Genomic DNA, 22287 nt, shown 5'->3' with positions numbered 1-22287 from the left:
ACGTCATAGACGCTAGTCAGTCCGGGCGGTAAAGCCAAGGACTCTGTGCCGCCCGCCGTCCTGTGGTGGCTGCCGCGGCGCAATATGACGGCCGGCCGTCCACATTGGCGACTTTCTAGGCTAGCGTTCAGCACGTGAAGGCCATTCGAGGTTTTACCGTCCATACCGTCCTGCCGGAGAAGATTTCCGGGCTGGAACGCCTTGCTGCGAATCTTCGGTGGTCGTGGCACCGACCCACCGCCGAGCTGTTCCGTGATCTCGACCCGCTCGGCTGGGAGGCCGTGGGGCAGAATCCGCGGGCCCTGTTGAGGCGTTTCGATCGGGCCGGACTGGCTCGCCTGGCCGACGATGCCCCGCTGGTGGCCCGGATCCGGGAGCAGGCCGGGGAACTCGAAGAGTATCTTCGGGCCCCGCGCTGGTATCAGGCCCTGGAATCCCCACCGCCGGCGGCCATCGCCTATTTCTCCCCCGAGTACGGGATCAGTGCCATGTTGCCGCAGTATTCGGGCGGCCTGGGGATCCTGGCCGGCGACCATCTCAAGGCGGCCAGCGATCTGGGGGTTCCGCTGGTGGCCGTCGGGCTGCTCTACCAGGCCGGCTATTTCAGGCAATCACTCTCCCGCGAAGCCTGGCAGCAGGAAACCTACCCGGTCCTGGAACCGGCGGGGCTGCCCCTGTCCGTCGTGCGTGAGGCCGACGGCTCCGAGGTGACGGTGACCCTGCCCTTGCCCGACGGCCGGCAGTTGCACGCCCGGATCTGGCGGGCCGATGTCGGCCGCGTGCCGTTGCTCCTGTTGGATTCGAACGTCCCGGCCAACGACGAGGCGGCCCGGGCCATCACCGACCGGCTGTACGGCGGAGGCGGGGACTACCGGTTGCAGCAGGAACTGCTCCTGGGCATGGGCGGGGTCAAGGCCCTGCGCGCCCATGCGCGTCTGACCGGGACGGCCGCCCCCGAAGTCTTCCACACCAATGAAGGCCATGCGGGATTCCTGGGCATCGAACGCCTCCGCGAACTGATGGGTGACGGCCTCGATTTCGAGACGGCCTTGGCCGCGGTGCGGGCCAGCACCCTGTTCACCACCCATACCCCGGTCCCGGCGGGGATCGACCGGTTCGAGGCCGACCGGGTCGCCCGTTTCCTGGACGCGGGCCTGGCCCCCGGGGTGCCGACGGCTTCGGTGCTGGCCCTCGGCTCAGATACGGCGTTGGGCGGTGGGCAGGACGTCTTCAACATGGCCGCCATGGGTTTGCGGTTGGCCCAACGGGCCAATGGGGTCTCGAAGTTGCATGGGCAGGTCTCCCGCGACATGTTCTCGGGTCTGTACCCCGGATTCGAGGCGGAAGAGACACCGATCGGGTCGATCACCAACGGCGTCCACGAATCCACCTGGGTCGATCCGCGGATCACCCGGCTCACCGCAGCCCGGCAGTTCACCGACGAGGAGCTGTGGGCGGTGCGCCGGGAACTGCGCGTCCAACTCATCGAGGAGGTCCGGGCCCGGCTGAAGGCCTCCTGGCTCGACCGTGGTGCCGGTGCCGCAGAGCTGGGATGGACCGATGCGGTGCTGGATCCCGACGTGCTGACCCTGGGCTTCGCCCGCCGGGTGCCGACCTATAAGCGCCTGACCCTCATGTTGCGCGATCCGGCCCGCCTGAAGGCTGCCCTGCTGCATCCGACCCGGCCCATCCAACTGGTCATCGCCGGCAAATCGCATCCGGCCGACGAGGCCGGAAAGCAGATGATCCAGGAACTCGTGCAGTTCACCGACGATCCCGAGGTCCGCCACCGGATCGTCTTTTTGCCCAACTACGACATGGCCATGGCCGGGACGCTCTTCCCCGGCTGCGATGTCTGGTTGAACAACCCGTTGCGCCCGCTCGAAGCGTGCGGCACCTCGGGGATGAAGGCCGCGCTGAACGGCGGGCTGAACCTCTCGGTCCTGGACGGCTGGTGGGACGAGATGTACGACGGCGACAACGGCTGGGCCATTCCCACGGCGCCCGAGGGCTCCGCGGCCGAGGACCGCGACGATTTCGAGGCCACCGCACTGTACGAGCTGATCGAGGCCACCGTGGCCCCGCGTTTCTACGCCCACCAGCCCGGGCAGTCCGTCGACGATGGTTCGGCCCCCGGTCACGGGCCGGTGCCGCGGAAGTGGTTGGCGATGATCCGCCATACCCTGGCGAGCCTGGGACCGCAGGTCTCGGCCGAACGCATGGTCCGGGACTATGTGGAGACCCTGTACCTGCCGGCGGCCCGTTCGGGGCGCGTTGCCGGGGCCGAGGACTTCGCCGGGGCCCGTTCGGTGGCTTCCTTCATCCGGGAGGTCACCGCCGCCTGGCCGGAGGTTGTCATCGAACACGTCGAGGCTCCGGGGCTGGGACCCGACCCCTCCCTGGGGGATGTCTTCCGGCTCGAGGCCTACCTGCGGCTCGGCGGGCTCTCTCCCGCGGCGGTGCAGGTCGAGGCCGTCCAGGGTCGAATCGACGCCGACGGCCAGCTGACCGAGTCCACGAGGCACCCCTTGGAGGTGGCCGGGGATCTGGGCCACGGCCGGTTCCGCTTCCGGGGCAGCTGGTCCCTGGAGCGCGCCGGTGAATTCGGGTACGCGGTCCGGGTGGTTCCGGGACACCCGTTGCTGGCCTCGTCCGCCGAACTGGGGCTGGTGGCCACTACGGGGTAGTGGTCCCCCGGCTCCGGGGCGCCTCACAGCGATAGATGCTGATCGTATTGGCTTCCACGGTGTCCTGGTCCCCGGCGGTGAAGACGGTGCCCTGGCGTGACCGCAGGCCCGTCCCGGTGCCGTAGCGCAGTTCGAAGGTCGTTTCGGCGGCTTCGGAGGGGCGGAAATCCTTCAGGGAGTCCGCGGCGGGAAGGCGGATCCCCTGATCGTCCAGATGCCCGTTGAACACGACCAGCCCGTCGATGCTGCCCGAGGCGGAACCCATCAGCAGTTGCACCAGCCGGGTGCCGCCGTCGGTCCACTCCTCCTGGCGCATGGGCACGCCCTCGGCGTTGAGCCACAGCAGGTAGGAGCTCTCGGCGATGGTCGGATAGACGAACGGCTGATGCTGCAGGAATTCCTTGCGGATCCGGGAGAAGGCCTTGGTGCGGCGCAGGATCTTCTCGCCGAAGTCATCCGGGTCCCAGTCCAACCAGGACAGTTCGTTGTCCTGGCAGTAGGCGTTGTTGTTGCCCCGCTGCGTCTTGCCGAACTCGTCACCCGCGGTGATCATCGGGACCCCCAGCGAGAGCAGCAGCGTACCCATGACATTCGAGGCCGTCTGCAGGCGGGCCTCGTCGATGGTTTCGTCGGCGCTCATGCCCTCGATGCCGTGGTTGTAGCTGCGGTTATCGTCGGACCCGTCCCGGTTGGATTCGCCGTTGGCCTCATTATGTTTGCGGTCGTGGCTGACCAGGTCCCGCAGTGTGAAACCGTCGTGGGCGGTGACCAGGTTGATCGACGCCAGCGGGCCCCTCCCCGAGGCGGCAAAGGTCTCCCGGGAGCCCGCCAGCACGCTGGCCAGCCGGGCGACGTTCGGCGCCTGTCCTCCGCCGTCGAGGGCCCCGCGGCCGGCGACCCAGAATTCCCTGACCGTGTCGCGGTATCCGTCGTTCCAGTCGGCGAAGTCCGCGTTGAAGCGGCCGGTCTGCCAGCCGTCGTAGCCCACATCCCACGGTTCGGCGATCAGCTTCACGCGCGAAAGTAACGGATCGGTGGACAGGGCCTCCAGGAACGGGTGGTGCGGGGTGAAACGGTTCTCCTCGTCACGGCCCAGGGTGACCGCCAGATCGAAGCGGAAACCGTCGATATGGTAGTCGGCCACCCAGTGCCGCAGCGAGGCCAGGGCCATCTCGATCACCGGCAGAGTGGAGAAGTCCAGGGTGTTCCCGCACCCGGTGGTGTCCACATAGTTGCCTGCGTCGTCGTGCCGGTAGTAGGCCAGGTTCCCCAGCCCCCGCCACGAATACGTCTTCTGGTCGGCCCCGCCTTCGGCGGTGTGGTTGTAGACGACGTCCAGGATGACTTCCAGCCCCGCCTGGTGCAGCAGCCGGATCATGCCCTTGAGCTCGTCACGGACCGCGGCCGGTCCTGCCTCACGGGCGGCGGCGCTGGCATAGTCGGGGTGCGGGGCGAAGAAGCCCAGGGTGTTGTATCCCCAGTAGTTGGGCAGCCCGAGCTCCTGGAGGTGGGGTTCGTCCAGGTGGAAGTGGATCGGCAGCAGTTCCACCGCCGTGACGCCCAGGGACAACAGGTGGTCGATGACGGAAGGGTGGGCCATCCCGGCATAGGTGCCGCGCAGTTCCTCCGGCACCTCGGGGTGCAGCATGGACTGCCCGCGCACATGGGCTTCGTAGATGACGGTGTTGCGCCAGGGAACCATCGGCGGGGCGTCCCCGCCCCAGTCGAAGTCTTCGCTGACGTGGACCCCCCACAGGACCCCGTCGTCGTCCTCGGTGATGGCGCGGGCGTAGGGATCCAGCAGGAGCTGCCCGTCCTGCGGCAGCTCGGCCCCGTGGGCCCAGAAGGCATAGCTGGCGCCGGGGCGCAGGCCCTTGACCAGACCATGATGCGTCTGTCCGGTATGCCCGGTCAGCACGGTGAGGACCGGTTGCCCCGAGGGGTCCGTGTAATGGACGTCCACGGAATCCAGGTCCGGGGCGAAGACGGCGACGTTCACGGCGTCGTCCACCGTTTCGCCCCCCGGGCCCGGAACCGCCGCGGAGATCCCGGAGATCACGGCCGTGGATCCACCCGTCGGGGGGTCCAGGCGTGTGCTTCCGGCCTCGGGATTGTGCTTCATCTGCTCGTCCAGCTCAGTCGTTGCGCAGGCGCGCGATCTCGTAGAGCGTGATACCCACCGCCATGGAGGCGTTCAGCGATTCCATCGCGGATTCGATGGGGATCGAAACGATCTGGTCGCAGTTCTCCTTCACCAGACGCGACAGGCCCTTGCCCTCGGATCCGACGACGATGCACAGCGGTTCGGTGGCCAACGGCAGGCCGGTCAGGTCCACGTCCCCGTCCCCGTCGAGTCCGACGACATACACCCCGGCCTGCTTCATGGCCTTGAGCGTGTTCGTCAGGTTGGTGGCGCGGGCCACGGGGACCCGGGCCGCTGCCCCGGCGCTGGTCTTCCATGCCGAGGCGGTCAGTCCGGCGGAACGGCGTTCCGGGACGATGACCGCGTGGGCGCCGAAGGCCGAGGCCGACCGGATGATGGCCCCGAGGTTGCGCGGATCGGTGATCCCGTCCAGGGCGATGAACAGCGGGGTGTTGGCCAGATGGCCCTTGGCCACCTTCGCCAGTGTCGCCTTCACCGTTTCCAGTGCGTCCGGGTAGTCGTAGGGAGGCACCTGCAGGGCCAGGCCCTGGTGGATGGATTCGTCGGTCATCCGGTCCAGCTCGGGTTTGCCGGTTTCCATGACGGCCAGTCCCCGGTCGGCGGCCAGCTTCAGGATCTCCCGCACCCGGTCGTCCACATCGATGCGGATGGCCAGGTAGAGCGCCTTGGCCGGGATGTCGGCGCGCAGCGCCTCGAGCACCGAGTTGCGTCCGCTGACCATTTCCTCGGCGTTCCTGCTGCGGCCACCGCCGCGGCCGGCGGGGCGTTGGCGGGTGGCGCCGGGCTTGGCCGCCGCCCGCTCGGCGAGCTGGCGGCTGCGGTAGGCCTGATGGTAGGTCCGGTCCTCGGCCTTGGGCGTGGGGCCCTTGCCTTCGAGCGACTTGCGGCCGTGGCCGCCGGTGCCCACGGTGGGGCCCTTCTTCTTCTTCGGTGCGCCGCCGTGACGCTTGGGTGTTGCCATGGGATGAAATCCTCGATGTTGGTGGGGGTCGGGGTCCGCGCGGTCGCAATACCCGCCAACCTTCCATTTTACAGGTGGAACGGCAGGTTTTTGACGAACCCTATTTCAGCGTCCACCGGGCCCCGTCCGCGGAGTCCTCGACCACGACGCCGGCGGCGGACAACGTATCGCGGATGGTGTCCGCCCTCGCCCAGTCCTTGGAGGCGCGGGCCTGGTCGCGTTCGGCCAGTTGGGCCCGCACCAGATCGTCCAGGACGGCATTGCCGGGGACGGCCCCGTCGCCGGCGCCGACGGCGTCGTCGAGCCCGAGCGTGGAGGTCATGGCCATGACCTGTTGCAGCGCCCGGTCGGCGGTGGACAGATCATTATCGGCCAACGCCGTGTTCCCCGCCCGGACCACCTCGTGCAGTGCGGCGAGGGCCTGCGGGACGTTGAGGTCCTCGTCCATGGCCGCGGCGAAATCGTCGGTGACCGCGAAATGCTCCAGCTCCAGGTCGAAGTCGGCCCCGGCGTCGACCGCGTAGAGACGGTGCAGCGCGTGGGAGACGAAGCTGTCGATGCGTTCCAGGGCCGCACCGGCTTCCTGCAGCGAGCTGGGCTTGTAGTCCAGCTGTGAACGGTAGTGGGCCTGGCCCAGGAAGTAGCGGACCACGCGGGCCGGAGCCTGCTCGAGCATCTCCTCGGGGGAGATGGTGTTGCCGATCGATTTCGACATCTTCTCCCCCTCGTAGGTGACCATCCCGTTGTGCATCCAGAAGTTCGCGAAACCGTCGCCGGCCGCCGTGGACTGGGCCAGTTCGTTTTCGTGGTGCGGGAAGCGCAGGTCCAGGCCGCCGCCATGGATGTCGAAGGAGGCCCCCAGGTATTTGCGGGCCATGGCCGAGCATTCCAGGTGCCAGCCGGGGCGTCCGCGACCCCACGGGCCGGGCCAGGAGGCGCTGGCCGGGTCGGTGGATTTGCTGCCTTTCCACAACGCGAAGTCGCGGGGGTCGCGTTTACCGCGCGGGTCGGCATCGGCGGCGTCCTGCAGGTCCTCGAGCCGTTGCCGGGTCAGGGCCCCGTAGTCGGGGAAGGACCTCACGTCGAAGTAGACGTCGCCGGAATCGTCGTCCGCGGGGTAGGCGTGCCCGGCGTCGATGAGGCGGGTGATGAGTTCATGCATTTCGGTCACATGGCCGGTGGCCCGCGGTTCGTAGGTGGGCCTGCGGACACCGAGTCCGTCGTAGGCCCGGGTGAAGGCCTGCTCGAACCGGTAGGCCAGGGCGAACCATTCCTCCTCGGGGAGGTAGTGGTCGTCTCCCTCGAAGTCCCCGGCGAAGGAGGCGGCTGACTTGTCGAGGATCTTGTCGTCGATGTCGGTGACGTTGCGGACCACATCGACCCGCAGGCCGCGGTATTCGAGCCAGCGCACGAGGATGTCGAAGGCGATGGCCGACCGGACGTGCCCGACATGCGGGACGCCCTGGACCGTGGCACCGCAGTAGTAGAGGCCCACCCGTCCCGGTGTCAGCGGGACGAAGTCGCGGACCTGTGCTTGCCTGGTGTCATAAAAACGGATGCTCACCGCACCAGATTAGCTGACGGGCGGGTGGACCAATGCCGTGGCGTAGACGGTCAGCCCCTCACCGGCCCCCTCGTAGCCGAGCCCGTCCGAGGTGGTGGCGGTGACGGTGATGCTGGCCCCTGCCGCCGCGGAGAGCACCGCGTTGGCCTCTTCGCGGCGTGCGGCGAATTTGGGTCGCCGGGAGACGAACTGGATGGAGACGTTGCCGATCTCCCAGCCCGCCTGACGCACCAGCCGGGCCGCTTCGGCCAGCAGCCGGGGGCCTGAGGCGCCGGCGAATTCCGGCCGGTCGGTCCCGAAATGGGTGCCCAGGTCCCCGATCCCTGCGGCGGAGAACAGGGCATCGCAGGCGGCGTGGGCCACGGCGTCGCCGTCCGAGTGGCCGCTGAGCCCGCGTTCGCCGGGCCAGTGGAGCCCGGCCAGCCGGAGTTCGCGCGTCCCGGTCTCGTCGAAGGCGTGCACATCCACACCGATGCCGGTGCGCGGGATGAGGGGGCGGGGGGTCATGGCTGCTCCTGGGAGGGGGTCGACGGGGTGCGGCTGGCCAGCAGGGCCTCGGCCAGTAGGAGGTCCAGCCCGGTGGTGATCTTGAAGGCGTCGGCGGCCCCGGGGACCACGAGCACCTCCGATCCAGTGGCTTCCATCAACCGGGCATCATCGGTGATCGCTTCGGCTTCGGCCGCGCCCAGCGCCGCGGCCCCGGCATGGGCGGCGTCCAGGGCCCTGGCGTCGAAGCCCTGGGGGGTCTGGATGGCGCGCAGCCCCGAGCGGTCGGGGGTTCCGGTGACCCGGTGGGCCCCGGGGATCCCGGCGGTTGCCGGGGCCTTCGGGTCGATCGATTTGATGGTGTCGGATACGGCGACACCGGGGACGACGGCGGTGGCCCCCGCGGCGAGGGCCGCGGCGACCCGGACGAAGACGTCGGCAGGGGTCAGGCAGCGGGCGGCGTCGTGGACCAGCACGTGGTCGACGTCGCCCAGTTCCGCCAGGCCGGCCCGGACGGAGTCGTTGCGTGAGGAGCCGCCCGTCGCCGTGGACAGCGGAATAGCCGCCTTCCGGGCGGCCTCCGCGCAGAGCTCGAGCAGCCGCTCCTCCCCCGGCGGGAGCACCACGACCATTTCGTGGGCGGTCCGGGAGGTCAGGGCGGCCCGGAGGGCGTGTTCGAGCAAGGTCGTCCCGGCCACTTCGACCAGGGCCTTGGGGATCCCGTGGCCCAGCCGGGTGCCGGAGCCGGCGGCCACGAGGATGATGCCGACACGGGGCCCGGTGGAGGTGGTTGCAGTCACGGGTCCAGCTTAGCGGCGGGCAGCAGAAAGGCCCGTCCACCCGGGTGGGTGGACGGGCCTTTCGACGTACGTGGACGGCCGTGCTGGACGGCCTTCCCTTAGGAGGCCAGCACCTCGTCGAGGACGATTTCCGCCTTCTCCTCATCGAGCTTCTTGGCCAGGGCCAATTCGCTGATCAGGATCTGGCGCGCCTTCGCGAGCATGCGCTTTTCGCCGGCCGAAAGTCCGCGGTCGTTGTCCCGGCGCCACAGGTCGCGTACGACCTCCGCCACCTTGACGACGTCCCCGGAGGCCAACTTCTCCAAGTTGGCCTTATAACGGCGGGACCAGTTCGTCGGTTCCTCCGTGAATTCGGCACGTAGGACATCAAATACGTGATCCAGGCCTTCCTGATCAACGACGTCCCTCACGCCGACCAGGTCTACATTCTCTGCCGGAACCTCGATTGTCAGATCGCCTTGCGCCACCTTGAGCTTGAGATACATCTTCTCTTCGCCCTTGATGGTGCGCATTTTGATCTCTTCGATCTTCGCCGCACCGTGGTGAGGGTAAACAACCGTCTCGCCAACCTCAAAAACCATCTGGATAAACCCCTTTCCCACCATCAAGTTTACCATGAAATACCCCTGCCCTCGGCGAGTTGCCGGTCTTCCTCGGGAAAGGGGACCATAATCAGCCCTTGTCATTTCGGGGATTGATGTTATGTGCGCGCGGTCGGCCGCGGTCCGCTTTAAAACAGGGTTGCTTCATCCGGGGTGCGGCCGAGTCATACTTTTGCTGCGATACCGATTAGGCTGGGGCCAACGCTTATTCACGCCCTGACGCGGGATCACTCGTCCGCAGGGGTGCGACAACACCAGAGATGAACCTTATAGAGGAGTTTGTGCCGTGATCACCGCACAGAAGTTCCGCGGCCGCCGAACCGCATCCGTTGCTGCCGCCGCCCTGCTGGCGGTCGGCCTGACCGGTTGTGGCGCAGTGAACCAGCAAGCCACCACGATGCACTACGCGGCCTCGGATGGCATCGTCTTCGACGTCGCCGATGTCGAGGTGCGCAACCTGCTGCTGGTCACCAACACCGCCGATGAGCCGGCCCGCGCCATCGGCAGCCTGATCAACGACACCTCCGAGCCCGCTTCGGTTGAGCTGGTGGTCGACGGTACCTCCACCAAGATCAAGGTTCCGGCGAAGACTTCGCTCAAGCTCGAGGACGACGAGAACAAGACCGTCATCCCCCAGGCCGGCGCCGAACCCGGATCCCATGTGGACGCCACCCTGAAGGTCGGCTCCAACAGCGTCCAGGAATCGATCCCCGTGGTCAACGGTGCCCTGCCCGAGTACCGCCCGTTCCTTCCGGAGGGCTACAACAAGGACACGGTCAAGCATCTGGAGCCCACCAAGCCGATTCTCGACAGCGAGTAATCCTCCACCACGGCTGGAGATGGCCGGGGCCCGTGGAAGTTCTTCCACGGGCCCCGGCCATTGCTCTCTGGTCCTGCTGCCGGGGCGCCCCGGCAGCTGCTCAGGACTCGAACTTATAGCCCAGCCCGCGCACCGTCACCAGATGCACCGGGGCCGCGGAGTCGGGTTCGATCTTTGAGCGCAGCCGTTTGACGTGCACATCGAGCGTCTTGGTGTCCCCGACGTAGTCCGAGCCCCAGACCCGGTCGATCAGCTGGCCCCGGGTGAGCACGCGCCCGGCATTGCGCAGCAGCATCTCCAAGAGCTCGAACTCCTTCAACGGGAACGACACCGCCTCGCCGTGCACGCTGACGGTATGCCGTTCCACATCCATCCGCACCGGCCCGGCCTGGATGGTGGAGGCCACCAGTTCCTCCGGTTCGCCCTGCCGGCGCAGCACGGCCCGGATCCGCGCAATCAGCTCCCGCGCCGAATAGGGTTTGGTCACGTAGTCGTCGGCGCCGATCTCCAGACCCACGACCTTGTCGATTTCCGCGTCCTTGGCCGTCAGCATGATCACCGGGACCGATGAGCGCTGGCGCAGCTGCCGGCAGACCTCGGTGCCGGATTGGCCCGGGAGCATGAGGTCCAGCAGGACCAGATCGGCCCCGTTGCGGTCGAATTCGGTGACGGCATCGAGGCCGTTGTCGACGACCTGGATCTCGAATCCCTCCTTGGTCAGCAGGTATTCCAGCGGGTCGCTGAGCGACTCCTCGTCTTCGACCACCAGGATGCGGGTCAAGTTCGGTCTCCTTCTGCAATCGCCCGGCGCGCCTCGGCGTCGCCGGTCGGATGGTCGGTGGCGGTCTCCACGCCCGGGGTCGGCCCCTGGTCGCGTGCCGCCCCGTGGGCGTCTTCGTGCCGGGGCATGCGCACCGTGAAGGTGGAGCCCTGCCCCGGGCGGGACCACAGCGTGACTTCGCCGCCGTGGTTGGAAATGACGTGCTTGACGATGCTCAGTCCCAGGCCGGTGCCGCCGGTCTGGCGCGAGCGGGCGGCATCGACGCGGTAGAAGCGCTCAAAGATGCGTTCCTGTTCCTCGGGGGCGATGCCGGGGCCCTGGTCGGTCACCGAAACCTGCACCAGCCCGTCGCGGGAGCGCACGCCCACCCCGACGTTGGTGCCCTCGGGCGAATAGCGGATGGCGTTGTCGATGAGGTTGCGGAAGGCGGTCATCAGCAGATCACGCTCCCCGAAGATCCGGTCCCGGGTCTCCCCGCCGACGGTGATCGTGATGGCCTTGCCCTCGGCGGTGAGCCGGTTGCGGTCCACGGCTTCGGCCACGATCCGGTTCACATCCACCGGTTGGCCCTGCAGGACGACGTCGGTGCCCTGCAGGCGGGACAGTTCGATGATGTCCTGCACCAGGGCCGCGAGCCGATGGGCTTCCTTATACAGCCGGGTGGAAAAGCGTTTGACCGCCACTTCGTCATCCGCGGCCCCGTCGATGGCCTCGGAGAGCAGCTGGATGGCCCCCACCGGCGTCTTCAACTCGTGGGAGACGTTGGCGACGAAGTCATTGCGGATGGCCTCGGTGCGGGTGATCTCGGTCCGGTCGTCGGCCAGCAACAGGATGTATTCCTCGCCCAGCGGAGCCACGCGCACATGCACCACGATCGTCCCCTGGCCCAGCGGGCCCAGGGGCAGTTCGAACTGGCGTTCCTCGATGACCCCGTCCGAACGCACCCTGCGGGCCAGGGCCAGCAGTTCCGCATGGACCACGGTGTGCCCGCGGACCAGCCCGTAGGCATAGGCGGCCGGATTGGCCCGGACGACCCCGTCGATGTCATCGACCACGACGAAGGCCCGTCCGACGACGGAGAGGATCTCCGCGGCGCCGTCGGGCAGTGTCGGCTCTCCGACGTCGGTCACCGCCTCGCGCTGCAGGCGGCTGTAACGGTAGGCCAACAGACCCACGACGCCCAGCGCCAGCCCCACGAGCCCGGCGATCACTATGATCAGTGCATCATCCACGATCCCACCCTAACCGGGCCGCTGTCCGGCTCCTGCCCCTCGGGACGGGCCCCGGCGCCCATTCACCGAATGTTCATGCGCGAGGGCCCGGAGGTTAACGTTGGGGTGGCAGTGTTGATGACTACAGTGCCCGTCCCCTGCCTGACCGTGGGGGAACACCATGATGAAAGGACACCCCATGCGCAAGGTCTTCCAGGCGGAACTCCTGACGATCGGTGAGGAACTGACCCAGATGGCCGGACTCGTGGCCGATGCCATGGAACGCGCCTACACGGCGTATGCCGAGGCCGATACCGAGATCGCCCAGGAGGTCATCGCCGCGGACGCCCGGGTGGACTTCATGCAGACCCAGCTCGATGAGCGGGCCATCGACGTCCTGGCCCTGCAGGGACCGGTGGCCTCGGATCTGCGCATGATCGTCGGTTCGCTGCGCATGAGCGCCTCGCTCGAGCGTATGGGCGATCTGGCCCGCCACGTCGCCCAGCTCACCCGGCTCCGTTTCCCGGTCCCCGTGGCCCCGGCCTCGGTGACCCCCGTCTTCGCGGAGATGGCCGGACTCGATGTGCAGATCGCCCGGAAGCTGATCACCCTGCTCGAAACACGGGATCTGGAGATCGCCCGGGAGATCGTGGCGCTCAACGCCCGGATCGACGACCTGCACGCCAGCGTCTTCAAGACCGTCGCCGGCCCCGAGTGGAACGAGTCGGGGCCCCGCACCGCCGATGTGACCCTGACCAGCCGCTATCTGGAACGCTACGGCGACCACGGGGTCTCCGTGGCCCGCAAGGTCAACTACCTGGTCACCGGGGAATGGGAGCCCGGGAGCGCGGCACTCTGATCCACCTCTGACACAGCCGGGGCCGGTCCGCGTCGATACGCGGGCCGGCCCCGGCTGTGTGGTCTGGATTCCTCCCGGGAACGGGCTATTTGCGTCCCTGGTTGGCAACGGCCTGGATGGCGTCGGCCGCCGCGTCCGCGTCGAGGTAGCGTCCGCCGGGGGTGACGGGGGTGAAGTCCTCGTCCAGTTCGTAGACCAGCGGGATGCCCGTGGGGATGTTCAGCGAGGCGATGTCCTCGTCCGAAATGCCGTCGAGATGCTTGACCATGGCCCGCAACGAGTTGCCGTGCGCGGTGACCAGGACCGTTTTGCCGGCCTCCAGATCGGGGCGGATGGCACTGTTCCAGTAGGGCAGCATCCGCTCGAGCACGTCCTTGAGGCATTCGGTGCGCGGCGCGTCATCGCCCAGGTCCGCGTAGCGGCGGTCCCCGATCTGGGAGAACTCGGAGTCGTCGTCCAGCGGCGGCGGCGGGGTGTCATAGGAGCGACGCCATTCCATGAACTGCTCCTCTCCGAACTCGGCCAGGGTCTGGGCCTTGTCCTTGCCCTGCAGGGCCCCGTAGTGGCGCTCGTTCAGCCGCCAGTCACGCCGGACCGGGATCCATGAGAGATCCGCGGCTTCCAGGGCGAGGTTGGCCGTGATGGTCGCGCGTTTGAGCAGCGAGGTGTGCAGCACGTCGGGGACGAGGCCGGCCTCGGTGAGCAACTCACCGCCGCGGATGGCCTCCGCGCGTCCCTTCTCGGTCAGCGGCACGTCGTACCAGCCGGTGAAGAGGTTCTTTTCGTTCCATTCGCTCTGCCCGTGGCGGAGCAGGATCAGGGTGTGCGTCATGACTTCATCCTATCGGGCGTGAAGTCGGTTACTTTCACCGGCTTCTGGTCATGACGGGGCCCGGGGCGGGTCTATATTTTTTTCGTGGTGCAAAAGTCTCGAAGACTCGGCGGCCGGCATCAGGCCGGACGCCCTGTGGGCAACCCCACCCGCGGGACGACGAATCCGAACAGGATGCGTCGGGTGGACCGCTGGATGACCGGCACGCAGAACTTCCGGCTCCGCCCCGATGTCACCGGCGCACCCCCGATCTGCGTGGATCTGGGCTACGGGGCCTCCCCGCGCACCGCCGTCGAATATTTTCAACGTCTGCGTGCGGTGAACCCCCTGGTCTGCGTCGTCGGACTGGAAATCGATCCCGGCCGGGTGCTGGCGGCGAAGCTGTTGGAGGTCGAGGGGCTTTCCTTCGCCGTCGGTGGTTTCGAGATCCCCACGGACCGCAACCCCCTGCTCATCCGGGCCTTCAATGTCCTGCGTCAATACACCGAGGACGATGTGGCGGCCATCTGGTCTTCGCTGGCCGCCCGGCTGGATCCTGCGGGGCTGCTCATCGAGGGGACCTGCGACGAGATCGGTCGGGTGAGCACCTGGGTGGGCATCTCCCCCGAGGGTCCGCTGACCTTGAGCATCTCGATTCGTTTCGGTGCCGTCCAACGCCCCAGCGAGGTGGCCGAACGCCTGCCGAAGGCGCTGATCCACCGCAACCATCCCGGCGAGCGGGTCCACGATTTCCTGGCCGCGGCCGATGCCGCCTGGCTGGCTACGGCGCCTTGGTCCACGTTCGGGCAGCGGCAACGCTGGATGGCCATGTGCCGGGCCCTGCGGGCGGCGGGCTGGCCGGTCCGTGATGGCCCCTCACGGTGGCGATTGGGCGAATTGACCGTGGACTGGGCGTGTGTGGCCCCGCGGACGGGGTCGTTGGCGCTCCAGGAGCCGGGGCTCTAGTAGTTGTAGTATCCCGGGGCGCCCCTGCCGCCCACGGCAGGCCGCACGTCGGCGAGGTAGACGCAGCTGATACAGGCGGCGATCAATTGCAGGAAACCGGCGCCACCGGGGCCGAGGAAGCTGAAGACGCAGACCACGGCGGCCACGCCGGTCATGCCCATCCAGAAGCCCTTGGTGCGCTTGTTTTCGCGTTCGTAGTTCTGCGCCGGGTGGCGCAGGGCATCGATGAAGGCCCACAGCCCCAGGACCAGGGCCACCAGGCTCAGGGCCTTGAAGAGATAGATCTCGAACAACAATGCGGTTTCCACGTCTGCCAGTCTAGGGGAACCGCAGCCGATCCGTCTTTAGCGCGTGCTCTCCAGCGCGGCGCTCAGATCGTTCCACAAGTCCTCGACGTTCTCGATGCCCGCGCTGAGCCGGATCAGGTTCGCCGGCACGGTATCCGGCTCCCCCGGGTGGCGCCGCCGGCGTTCGGCCAGGGACTCGACCCCGCCCAGGCTCGTGGCCGGGGTCCACAACCGCAGGGCGGCCAGGACCGCCTCGGCGGCCGCTTCTCCCCCGGCGACGGTGAGGCACAGGATCGAGCCGAATCCCTCCATCTGGGCCGCGGCCCGGGTGTGCCCGGGGTCCGCTTCCAACCCGGGGTAGCGCACGGCCTCCACCGCCGGATGGGCGTCGAGGCGGCGGGCCAGCTCCCCGGCGTTGGCCTGGGCGCGTTCGACCCGCAGAGCCATGGTCCGCAAGCCGCGCAGGGTCAGCCAGGTTTCGAAGGGTCCCGGGACCGCCCCGTGCAGCGAACGGTAGGCATGGAGCGTGCTGCGCAGCTCGGCATTGCCGGTGATGACGGCCCCGAGGACGACGTCGGAATGCCCGCCCATGTACTTGGTCGCCGAATGCACCACGACGTCGGCGCCGAGCTCCAGCGGACGCTGCAACAACGGCGTGGAGAAGGTGTTGTCCACGACGCAGAGCACCGAGGCGGCGCGGGCCCCGGCAGCCAGTGCGGCGACGTCGGCGACCTCGAGCATCGGGTTGGTCGGGCTTTCGAGCCAGAGCATGTCGGCGCCCTCGAGCAGGGCCAGGGTGGCTTCGGTGTCCTCGACATCGGCCAACCGGACCTGCAGTCCGATGCGGGCCTGCAGATCGGCCACCAATGACAGCGACCCGTTGTAGCTGTGCCGGGGGATGACGATGGTGCCGTTGCGGGGCAGCAGCGACATGGCCGAGGCGACGGCGGCCATGCCGGAGGCGTAGACCAGCCCGGGCAGCGGGCAGGATTCCAGTTGGGCCAGGGCCTCTTCCAGCGGGTCCCAGGTGGGGTTGGAGAACCGCGCGTACGTCCGCTCCCCCTGGCCCGGGGTCCCGGTGCCCACGAAGGTGGAGGAGAGCACGATCGGTGGATTCACCGGCGCATCGGGTTCGCGCGGGGGCCGTCCTGCGGCGACGACGACGGTATCCGGGGCAAGATCCTGCGGGTGTGAAGTGGGCATGTCAGCATCGTAGACCGCCGGATCGGGCCCCTTCGAAGTCGCGACCGCGTATTACCGGCCCGGGCCGATAGGCTGAACGGGTGAATGAAATGCAGCGCGCGCCCGGAGCCCTGTTCGTCGTCCTCGAAGGCGGCGATGGTGCCGGCAAATCCACCCAGGCCGCCCTGCTGGCCCGCAGGCTCCAGGACGGCGGCCGCGAAGTCGTCCGTACCCGTGAGCCGGGAGGCACCGTCATCGGCGAGGAACTGCGTTCCCTCGTGCTCGAACACGACCGCGGCGAGGTCGATGCCCGCACCGAGGCCCTGATGTTCGCCGCCGCCCGCGCCGCCCATGTCCAGCAGCTCATCCTTCCTGCCCTGGGGCGCGGGGCCACGATCATTTGCGATCGCTTCATCGACTCATCGGTCGCCTATCAGGGGGTCGGACGCGGGTTGGGGGCCGGCGAGGTGCTGCGGCTGAACCGTTGGGCCACCGACGGGCTCCGCCCGGATCTGACCATCCTGCTCGACGTCGATCCGTTGGCCGGCCGGCAACGCCGCACGCAGGGCCACGGGGCCGAGGACCGGCTCGAATCCGAGCCCGACGACTTCCATGCCCGAATCCGTCGAGCCTTCCTGGAGCGGGCCCGGAACGACGACGGCGCCTACGTGGTCCTCGATGCCTCCTTGGAGGTCGAGGACCTGGCCGCCCGCATCGCCACGGCCGTGGACACCGCGATCCAGGCTGCCGGGGCCTCGTCGTGAGCGCCCCCGCCGAACTGACCGGGGTCTGGGCCGACCTGCCGGGACAGGATGCGGCCATCGGCGCCCTGCAGCGGGCCGCGGCCCTGGGCGCCCCCTCCCATGCGTGGCTGTTCACGGGCCCTCCGGGGTCGGGTCGTTCGAATGCCGCCCGGGCCTTTGCCGCTGCCCTGCAATGCGATGCCCCCGATCCGCACGACCGGGGGTGCGGGCAGTGCCACGCCTGCCGCACCGTCATGGCGGGCACCCACCCCGACGTCTCGCTGATCGCCACGGAGAAGGTCAACTACCAGATCGTGGATGTCCGCGAGCTGATCACCCGGGCCCAGGACCGGCCCTCGGCGGGTAAATGGCGGGTCATCATCGTCGAGGACGCCGACCGGATGACCGAACGGACCACCAACGTCCTGCTCAAGTCCATCGAGGAGCCCCCACCGCAGACCGTGTGGATCCTGTGCGCCCCGAGCCCGGCCGACGTGCTGGTGACCATCCGTTCACGCTGCCGACCCATCTCCCTCGGCGTCCCCTCCCGCCAGGCGGTGGCCGAACTGCTGGTCCGCCGCGACGGGCAGACGGCCGAACAAGCCGAATTCGCGGCCCGGGTGTCCCAAAGCCATATCGGCATCGCCCGCCGGCTCGCCCGCGATGACGGCGCACGACGGCGCCGCGATCAGACCGTCCGCATGCCCCTGCGGTTGAATTCGGTTTCCGATGCGGTGGTCGCCGCCGGGGAGTTGGTGAAGCTCTCCACCGAGGAGTCCACCGCCTCGGCGGAGGCCCGGGCCCTCGCGGACACCGCCGCCCTGCGCGAAACCCTGGGCCTGGAGGCCGACTCCCCCGTCCCCCCGCAGCTCCGTAGCCAATTCAAGGCCCTCGAAGAGCTCAATAAGCGTCGGGCCAAACGGGGGGTCAACGACTCCCTGGACCGCGCGCTGATCGACCTGACCACCGTCTACCGCGATGTGCTGACCCTGCAGCTGGCCAGCGGGAGCGAACTGGTCAATGACTACCTGTCCCGCGAACTCACGGCGGTGGCCCACCGCACCACCGCCGAAGAAACACTGGCGCGCATCGACTACATCTCCGAGGCCCGCCGTCGCATCACCGCCAACGTCCAACCGCTGCTGGCCATGGAGGCCATGATGGCCGGGCTGCTGCCGGCCAGGAACCAAGGAGACACCACCGCATGATTCCCACCCGACGACGGCTGCGCTGGGCGGCCGCTGCGGCCGCCTCGTTGTTGCTCCTGACCGCCTGCAGCAGCCAACCCGCCGACGACGCCGCGCAGCAGTCCGAGGCGGCCATGCCTTCGGCTCCGGCGGACCTGGGGAAGTACTACTCCCAGGACGTGGACTGGACGAGTTGTTCAACACAGTTCGAATGCGCCGAGGTGGAAGTGCCCCTGGACTACGAGCAGCCGGATCAGAAGTCCATCGACCTCTCCGTCATCAAGCTCAAGGCCAGCGGGAAGAAGCAGGGGACCCTGCTGGTGAACCCCGGCGGCCCCGGCGGCTCCGGGGTGGATCTGGTCGAGGATGCCGGGACGTTGATCTTCTCCGCGGATCTGCGCTCCGGCTACGACCTAGTGGGCTTCGACCCCCGCGGGGTCAGCCGGTCGGCGCCGGTGAGCTGCCGGACCGATGCCCAGCGCGATGCCGATCGCACCCTGGAGATCGACCCCGACACCAAGGCCGGGTTGAAGGAGCTCGAGGAGGAAAGCAAGGAGTACGCCCGGGATTGTGCCGAACGCTCCGGTGCGTCCTTGGGCCATGTCGACACGATCAGCTCCGCGAAGGACCTGGACATCCTGCGGGCCATCAGCGATGCCCCGAAGTTGGACTACCTGGGCTTCTCCTACGGAACGAAGCTCGGTGCCACCTACGCCGATCTCTTCCCCTCCCACGTCGGGCACATGGTCCTGGATGGGGCGATGGACCCTTCGCTGACCAACGAGGAAGTCACCCTGGGCCAGGCTGAAGCCTTCGAGAAGGCGATCACCAGCTACCTCGAGGAGTGCCTCCGCACGCAGGACTGCCCCTTCGACGGGGATGTCGACCAGGCCCGCGACCAGCTCCGGGACCTCTTCGATTCCGTCGAGGAGTATCCGTTGACCGCCGAGGACGGGCGGGAGGTCGGCATCAACGACTTCGTCAGCGGCTTCCTGGTGGCCTTCTACGAGGACGCGTACTGGCCGCAACTGACCGACGCGCTGAACTCCGCGGTGGCGGGGAACCCCACCGCGATGCTCGAGTTGGCGGATATGAGTGCCAGCCGCAACGAGGACGGCTCCTACACCGGCAATGCCGAAGCCGCATTCACCGCGATCAACTGCCTGGACTACCAGGTGGACACGAGCATCGACGGACAGCGCCAGGACGAGAAGGACCTCATCGAGGCCTCCCCGACGATCGGCAAATACCTGGCCTTCGGCGGTTTGGCCTGCAAGGACTGGAAGTTCGAACCCACCGGGGAGGCCGCCCCGGTCTCGGCGCCCGACGCCGCCCCGATCGTCGTCATCGGCACCACCGGCGACCCGGCCACCCCCTACCAGTGGTCCAAGGCGCTGAACCAGCAACTCGACTCCTCCGTGCTGGTGACCTTCGATGGCCGCGGGCACACCGCCTACGGTCGCAGCAACGAGTGCATCGGCGACGCCGTCGACGACTATTTCCTGGACTCCATCGTCCCCGAGGATGGTTTGAAGTGCTGACGAAGAGGCCGGCGGCAGCGCCCGTTTTGACCGCTGGCGAAATGCTCCTATAAACTATCGGCTGGTGGCCCTCCAGGCCACCGTGCCTCCTTAGCTCAGTCGGTAGAGCGTTTCACTCGTAATGAAAAGGTCGCCAGTTCGATTCTGGCAGGGGGCTCCACCACGAAGAACGCCATATGCCTTGACCACCCAAGGAAATGGCGTTTTTTCATGCGTTGGTTGACCGCGCGAACCTCCCGGGCCCTGATCGATGGGCCCACCCGGGCCTGCTTCTACCGAATGTTGCTGCCGGGGCCTGGCCCGCCGGATGTTTCCCATTCGGGCTCCTGCTCGTTCCGGCGCGTGGTGCGGATCGCCAGGACGATGCTGAGCAGCACGGAAATACCGATGGAAACGAGCAGACGGTGTGCCGTCGTCAGATCCGTGTAGACGTCCAAAATGATGTTGGATCCCACCGCGGTCAACGCGACCATGATTCCGTTTCGAATCTCCTTCATGCACCCCAGCATGGCAGGGAAACGCCCTGACCTGGGCAGTTACCCCGAATCACTCCACATCATGGATCCCTACGGAGCATCCCATGACAGTGTTCACTCCCCCGGCACGGGCGGTGAGGGTGGGCGCCGAGCACTCGCAGGCGTCCCTAGTTCATGGGCCGGTAGGTGGTGTCGTCTTCGTGGAGTTCGAAGATTTTCGGCGCCCCCTTCTCCCCGGCCACGGCCTCCATGAACATCCGGCCCAGGTTGCCCGTGAGCGAGACGATGTACTGCCGGTCCCGCCCCAGATGGTCGAACACGGTGCTCATCATGTCCTTGGCGATACCGTGCTTGCGGTATTCGGGGGCGACGATGAAGTCGCCCAGATAGGTCAGCCGGGAATCCTCTTCCCAGCTCCGGTAGGCGGCTTCCCCGACGTTCGTGCCGTCTTCGGTGAAGGCTGCCAACCAGCCCGATGATTCTGTTGGTGGGTCGCCGACCCAGCGGATGCTAATCGTCGTCATCCCTACATCTTGGCAGGTTGTGGCTCCTCCGCAATACCGTAGACTTCGACATTTCCTCCGGAAGCCTCCATCCGGGCCGGCCGCGGGAAGCACGGTCTTCCAGTTCGGCCTCCCCCCGATACGGTGCGGCCGGCACGAGCCAGTGGCAGCTCTGCGATCGGTTGGTCCTGCCCACTGGGTTCAGCGGGGCACCGCGACCCCGGGGGTTGTTCATTGGCCGGTATCGACGCCCCGGGCCCCGAAGACCGTGAGTTGAAACACCTTTCAAAAAATCGATTGGCTTTGAGACTGATGTTGGCCTAATATGTCGCTTCCTACCACACGAAATACCAGGAGTACCGCATGGCTGTCGACTACGACGAAGTCCGCCCCGATGTCGCTGAACGAAGCGAAGAAACCCTCAAGCAGGTCAAGGCGATGGACGCGCCGAACCAGAAGACTGCCGTCCAGCAATTGGACGAGGACGAGCCGCTTGATGGCGGTGAACTGCCCGGAGCCATCATTGATGACGAGTTGGTCGTCCAGGTCCGGCCGCAGGGCCAGGACGAGTTCACGTGCGGCGAGTGCTTCCTGGTGCGCTACCGCTCGCAGCTGTCCCGCGAAAAGAACGGCGTGAAGATCTGCCGCGAATGCGACGGCTGATCAGCCCCGACCCATCGTCGCCTTGCACAGGAAAGGCCCGTCACCCCACGGTGACGGGCCTTTCCTGTTTCAGGGCTGGATCCGAGCGGTTACTCGAAATCGCTCTCTGCGGGGTCCGGGCCGATACGCCCTTCCTCGCCCCGATCCAGTCCGTTGATCGCGGCGATGTCCTCCTCGTCCAGCGTCACGCCCAGGGACTCCCAGTTCTCCACGATCCGTGACGGGGTCTCCGACTTGGGGATCACCACGAGTCCGAGCGCCAGATGCCAGGCGATCACGATCTGGGCGGGGGTGGCGTCGTGCTTGACGGCGATATCGGTCAGCACCTGGTGCCCGAGCAGTTCCGAGCCCAGGCCCAGCGGGGACCACGACTGGTGGAGGATGCCCCGAGAGGCCTCGTACTGACGCAGTGCGGTCTGGGGGAAGAACGGGTGGGTCTCCACCTGGTGGACGGCCGGGACCACCCCGGTGGCATCCTCGAGCTCCTGCAACGCCTCGGCGGTGAAGTTGCAGACGCCGATGGACCCCACGCGACCTGACTTCTGCAACTCGATCAGGGCCTTCCACGTGTCGACGTGCTTGCCCTGCTTCGGCTGCAGCCAGTGGATGAGGAAGAGGTCGACGAAGTCCATCCCCATGCGCTCCAACGACGCGTCGAAGGCGTCGAGGGTCTGCTGGTAGCCCTGGTCGGCGTTCCAGACCTTGGTGGTGACGAACAGCTCGGACCGGTCCAGGCCGGAGGCGGCAACGGCGCGGCCCACCCCTGCCTCGTTGCCGTAGATGCGGGCGGTATCCACATGGCGGTATCCGGCGTCGAAGGCCAGGGAGACGACCTTCTCCGCGACGTCGTCCTTCACCTTCCAGACCCCGTAGCCGAGCTGGGGGATGGTCCTGCCATCGTTGAACGTGAGTTTCGGTGATTCGTAGGTGGTCATCGGCCCATCCTGCCACCGCCATCCGCGGGGGAGGGAAGCGTGCCTCGGCTCTCCGCGT

Annotated in this window: 22 protein-coding genes and 1 tRNA gene; 9 read left to right on the top strand and 14 right to left on the bottom strand. The window is 67.6% G+C overall.

Annotation, left to right across the window (positions count from 1 at the left end):
• Positions 1 to 134: 134 nt before the first annotated feature.
• Positions 135 to 2687, top strand: coding sequence for an alpha-glucan family phosphorylase (gene glgP, locus AC3ZI9_RS03015; RefSeq protein ID WP_444554140.1), 2553 nt, complete (start codon positions 135 to 137; stop codon positions 2685 to 2687).
• Here the strand turns inward: glgP and glgX are convergent.
• The 6 genes from glgX to AC3ZI9_RS02985 form a co-directional block, all read right to left on the bottom strand.
• On the bottom strand, positions 2677 to 4809 hold the full coding sequence (gene glgX, locus AC3ZI9_RS03010) for a glycogen debranching protein GlgX (RefSeq protein WP_444554141.1): 2133 nt from the start codon (positions 4807 to 4809) through the stop codon (positions 2677 to 2679). The two genes, glgP and glgX, sit on opposite strands and share 11 nt — an antisense overlap.
• Positions 4810 to 4822: 13 nt before the next feature.
• Positions 4823 to 5812: a 23S rRNA (guanosine(2251)-2'-O)-methyltransferase RlmB gene (gene rlmB / locus AC3ZI9_RS03005; RefSeq protein ID WP_489923824.1), complete on the bottom strand. Its 990-nt coding sequence runs from the start codon at positions 5810 to 5812 to the stop codon at positions 4823 to 4825.
• Positions 5813 to 5912: 100 nt separating this feature from the next.
• Positions 5913 to 7376 (bottom strand): cysteine--tRNA ligase, encoded by a 1464-nt coding sequence (gene cysS / locus AC3ZI9_RS03000; RefSeq protein ID WP_444554143.1) that lies wholly within the window; start codon positions 7374 to 7376, stop codon positions 5913 to 5915.
• A gap of 9 nt (positions 7377 to 7385) precedes the next feature.
• Positions 7386 to 7883 (bottom strand): 2-C-methyl-D-erythritol 2,4-cyclodiphosphate synthase, encoded by a 498-nt coding sequence (gene ispF, locus AC3ZI9_RS02995; RefSeq protein ID WP_444554144.1) that lies wholly within the window; start codon positions 7881 to 7883, stop codon positions 7386 to 7388.
• The gene (gene ispD / locus AC3ZI9_RS02990; RefSeq protein ID WP_489923823.1) at positions 7880 to 8662 is read right to left on the bottom strand and encodes a 2-C-methyl-D-erythritol 4-phosphate cytidylyltransferase; all 783 of its coding nucleotides are present in this window, start codon (positions 8660 to 8662) and stop codon (positions 7880 to 7882) included. The genes ispF and ispD overlap by 4 nt, the downstream gene beginning before the upstream one ends.
• 98 nt (positions 8663 to 8760) lie before the next feature.
• The gene (locus AC3ZI9_RS02985) at positions 8761 to 9243 is read right to left on the bottom strand and encodes a CarD family transcriptional regulator (RefSeq protein WP_086995109.1); all 483 of its coding nucleotides are present in this window, start codon (positions 9241 to 9243) and stop codon (positions 8761 to 8763) included.
• Between the two features lie 307 nt (positions 9244 to 9550).
• On the opposite strand from AC3ZI9_RS02985, the gene AC3ZI9_RS02980 reads away from it, so the two are divergent.
• Positions 9551 to 10084, top strand: coding sequence for a hypothetical protein (locus AC3ZI9_RS02980; RefSeq protein WP_444554146.1), 534 nt, complete (start codon positions 9551 to 9553; stop codon positions 10082 to 10084).
• Positions 10085 to 10184: 100 nt separating this feature from the next.
• On the opposite strand, the gene AC3ZI9_RS02975 is transcribed toward AC3ZI9_RS02980, so the two are convergent.
• A complete protein-coding gene (locus AC3ZI9_RS02975; RefSeq protein ID WP_444554147.1) occupies positions 10185 to 10865 on the bottom strand; it encodes a response regulator in 681 nt (226 codons plus the stop codon).
• Complete coding sequence (locus tag AC3ZI9_RS02970) at positions 10862 to 12097, bottom strand: sensor histidine kinase (RefSeq protein ID WP_444554148.1); 1236 nt, start codon at positions 12095 to 12097, stop codon at positions 10862 to 10864. Before AC3ZI9_RS02970 ends, AC3ZI9_RS02975 begins: the two co-directional genes overlap by 4 nt.
• A 178-nt stretch (positions 12098 to 12275) precedes the next feature.
• Here AC3ZI9_RS02970 and phoU point away from each other — a divergent pair, with 178 nt between their 5' ends.
• Positions 12276 to 12935, top strand: a complete 660-nt coding sequence (gene phoU, locus AC3ZI9_RS02965) for a phosphate signaling complex protein PhoU (protein WP_444554149.1) — start codon at positions 12276 to 12278, stop codon at positions 12933 to 12935.
• 85 nt (positions 12936 to 13020) lie between these two features.
• Here the strand turns inward: phoU and AC3ZI9_RS02960 are convergent, their stop codons facing one another.
• Positions 13021 to 13767: a phosphoglyceromutase gene (locus AC3ZI9_RS02960; protein WP_444554150.1), complete on the bottom strand. Its 747-nt coding sequence runs from the start codon at positions 13765 to 13767 to the stop codon at positions 13021 to 13023.
• A gap of 195 nt (positions 13768 to 13962) precedes the next feature.
• Here AC3ZI9_RS02960 and AC3ZI9_RS02955 point away from each other — a divergent pair, with 195 nt between their 5' ends.
• Positions 13963 to 14712 carry a class I SAM-dependent methyltransferase gene (locus AC3ZI9_RS02955; RefSeq protein WP_444554151.1) on the top strand — a complete coding sequence of 250 codons (750 nt, stop codon included), beginning with the start codon at positions 13963 to 13965 and terminating at the stop codon, positions 14710 to 14712.
• Here the strand turns inward: AC3ZI9_RS02955 and AC3ZI9_RS02950 are convergent.
• Positions 14709 to 15020, bottom strand: coding sequence for a DUF2516 family protein (locus AC3ZI9_RS02950; protein ID WP_444554152.1), 312 nt, complete (start codon positions 15018 to 15020; stop codon positions 14709 to 14711). The genes AC3ZI9_RS02955 and AC3ZI9_RS02950 overlap by 4 nt on opposite strands.
• A 36-nt stretch (positions 15021 to 15056) precedes the next feature.
• Positions 15057 to 16202 carry a trans-sulfuration enzyme family protein gene (locus AC3ZI9_RS02945; protein ID WP_444554153.1) on the bottom strand — a complete coding sequence of 382 codons (1146 nt, stop codon included), beginning with the start codon at positions 16200 to 16202 and terminating at the stop codon, positions 15057 to 15059.
• A gap of 89 nt (positions 16203 to 16291) precedes the next feature.
• Here AC3ZI9_RS02945 and tmk point away from each other — a divergent pair, with 89 nt between their 5' ends.
• From tmk to AC3ZI9_RS02925, 4 genes are all read left to right on the top strand, one after another.
• Positions 16292 to 16945 carry a dTMP kinase gene (gene tmk / locus AC3ZI9_RS02940; protein WP_444554214.1) on the top strand — a complete coding sequence of 218 codons (654 nt, stop codon included), beginning with the start codon at positions 16292 to 16294 and terminating at the stop codon, positions 16943 to 16945.
• Positions 16942 to 18132, top strand: coding sequence for a DNA polymerase III subunit delta' (locus AC3ZI9_RS02935; RefSeq protein WP_489923822.1), 1191 nt, complete (start codon positions 16942 to 16944; stop codon positions 18130 to 18132). The genes tmk and AC3ZI9_RS02935 overlap by 4 nt, the downstream gene beginning before the upstream one ends.
• Positions 18129 to 19652: an alpha/beta hydrolase gene (locus tag AC3ZI9_RS02930; protein ID WP_444554155.1), complete on the top strand. Its 1524-nt coding sequence runs from the start codon at positions 18129 to 18131 to the stop codon at positions 19650 to 19652. The genes AC3ZI9_RS02935 and AC3ZI9_RS02930 overlap by 4 nt, the downstream gene beginning before the upstream one ends.
• An 84-nt stretch (positions 19653 to 19736) precedes the next feature.
• Positions 19737 to 19812, top strand: a tRNA-Thr gene (locus tag AC3ZI9_RS02925).
• Positions 19813 to 19924: 112 nt separating this feature from the next.
• Here the strand turns inward: AC3ZI9_RS02925 and AC3ZI9_RS02920 are convergent.
• On the bottom strand, positions 19925 to 20149 hold the full coding sequence (locus tag AC3ZI9_RS02920; protein ID WP_489923821.1) for a hypothetical protein: 225 nt from the start codon (positions 20147 to 20149) through the stop codon (positions 19925 to 19927).
• 146 nt (positions 20150 to 20295) lie between these two features.
• Complete coding sequence (locus AC3ZI9_RS02915) at positions 20296 to 20652, bottom strand: GNAT family N-acetyltransferase (RefSeq protein ID WP_489923820.1); 357 nt, start codon at positions 20650 to 20652, stop codon at positions 20296 to 20298.
• A 342-nt stretch (positions 20653 to 20994) separates the two neighbouring features.
• Here AC3ZI9_RS02915 and AC3ZI9_RS02910 point away from each other — a divergent pair, with 342 nt between their 5' ends.
• Positions 20995 to 21294, top strand: coding sequence for a DUF4193 family protein (locus AC3ZI9_RS02910; RefSeq protein ID WP_444554158.1), 300 nt, complete (start codon positions 20995 to 20997; stop codon positions 21292 to 21294).
• Positions 21295 to 21383: 89 nt separating this feature from the next.
• Here the strand turns inward: AC3ZI9_RS02910 and AC3ZI9_RS02905 are convergent, their stop codons facing one another.
• Complete coding sequence (locus AC3ZI9_RS02905; protein WP_444561352.1) at positions 21384 to 22229, bottom strand: aldo/keto reductase; 846 nt, start codon at positions 22227 to 22229, stop codon at positions 21384 to 21386.
• Positions 22230 to 22287: the final 58 nt, after the last annotated feature.

This window comes from Arthrobacter sp. AOP36-F1-5 (assembly GCF_058137995.1).
Note: the sequence above shows the minus strand (reverse complement) of the source record. Positions and strands in the feature narration are given on the sequence as shown.

Excerpts from the sequence above, each read along its gene's own strand:
- glgX (WP_444554141.1), bottom strand. The coding sequence starts at position 4,809 with ATGAAGCACAATCCCGAGGCCGGAAGCACACGCCTGGACCCCCCGACG.
- rlmB (WP_489923824.1), bottom strand. The coding sequence starts at position 5,812 with ATGGCAACACCCAAGCGTCACGGCGGCGCACCGAAGAAGAAGAAGGGC.
- ispF (WP_444554144.1), bottom strand. The coding sequence starts at position 7,883 with ATGACCCCCCGCCCCCTCATCCCGCGCACCGGCATCGGTGTGGATGTG.
- AC3ZI9_RS02985 (WP_086995109.1), bottom strand. The coding sequence starts at position 9,243 with ATGGTTTTTGAGGTTGGCGAGACGGTTGTTTACCCTCACCACGGTGCG.
- phoU (WP_444554149.1), top strand. The coding sequence starts at position 12,276 with ATGCGCAAGGTCTTCCAGGCGGAACTCCTGACGATCGGTGAGGAACTG.
- AC3ZI9_RS02960 (WP_444554150.1), bottom strand. The coding sequence starts at position 13,767 with ATGACGCACACCCTGATCCTGCTCCGCCACGGGCAGAGCGAATGGAAC.
- AC3ZI9_RS02955 (WP_444554151.1), top strand. The coding sequence starts at position 13,963 with ATGACCGGCACGCAGAACTTCCGGCTCCGCCCCGATGTCACCGGCGCA.
- AC3ZI9_RS02945 (WP_444554153.1), bottom strand. The coding sequence starts at position 16,202 with ATGCCCACTTCACACCCGCAGGATCTTGCCCCGGATACCGTCGTCGTC.
- tmk (WP_444554214.1), top strand. The coding sequence starts at position 16,292 with ATGCAGCGCGCGCCCGGAGCCCTGTTCGTCGTCCTCGAAGGCGGCGAT.
- AC3ZI9_RS02930 (WP_444554155.1), top strand. The coding sequence starts at position 18,129 with ATGATTCCCACCCGACGACGGCTGCGCTGGGCGGCCGCTGCGGCCGCC.
- AC3ZI9_RS02920 (WP_489923821.1), bottom strand. The coding sequence starts at position 20,149 with ATGAAGGAGATTCGAAACGGAATCATGGTCGCGTTGACCGCGGTGGGA.
- AC3ZI9_RS02915 (WP_489923820.1), bottom strand. The coding sequence starts at position 20,652 with ATGACGACGATTAGCATCCGCTGGGTCGGCGACCCACCAACAGAATCA.
- AC3ZI9_RS02910 (WP_444554158.1), top strand. The coding sequence starts at position 20,995 with ATGGCTGTCGACTACGACGAAGTCCGCCCCGATGTCGCTGAACGAAGC.
- AC3ZI9_RS02905 (WP_444561352.1), bottom strand. The coding sequence starts at position 22,229 with ATGACCACCTACGAATCACCGAAACTCACGTTCAACGATGGCAGGACC.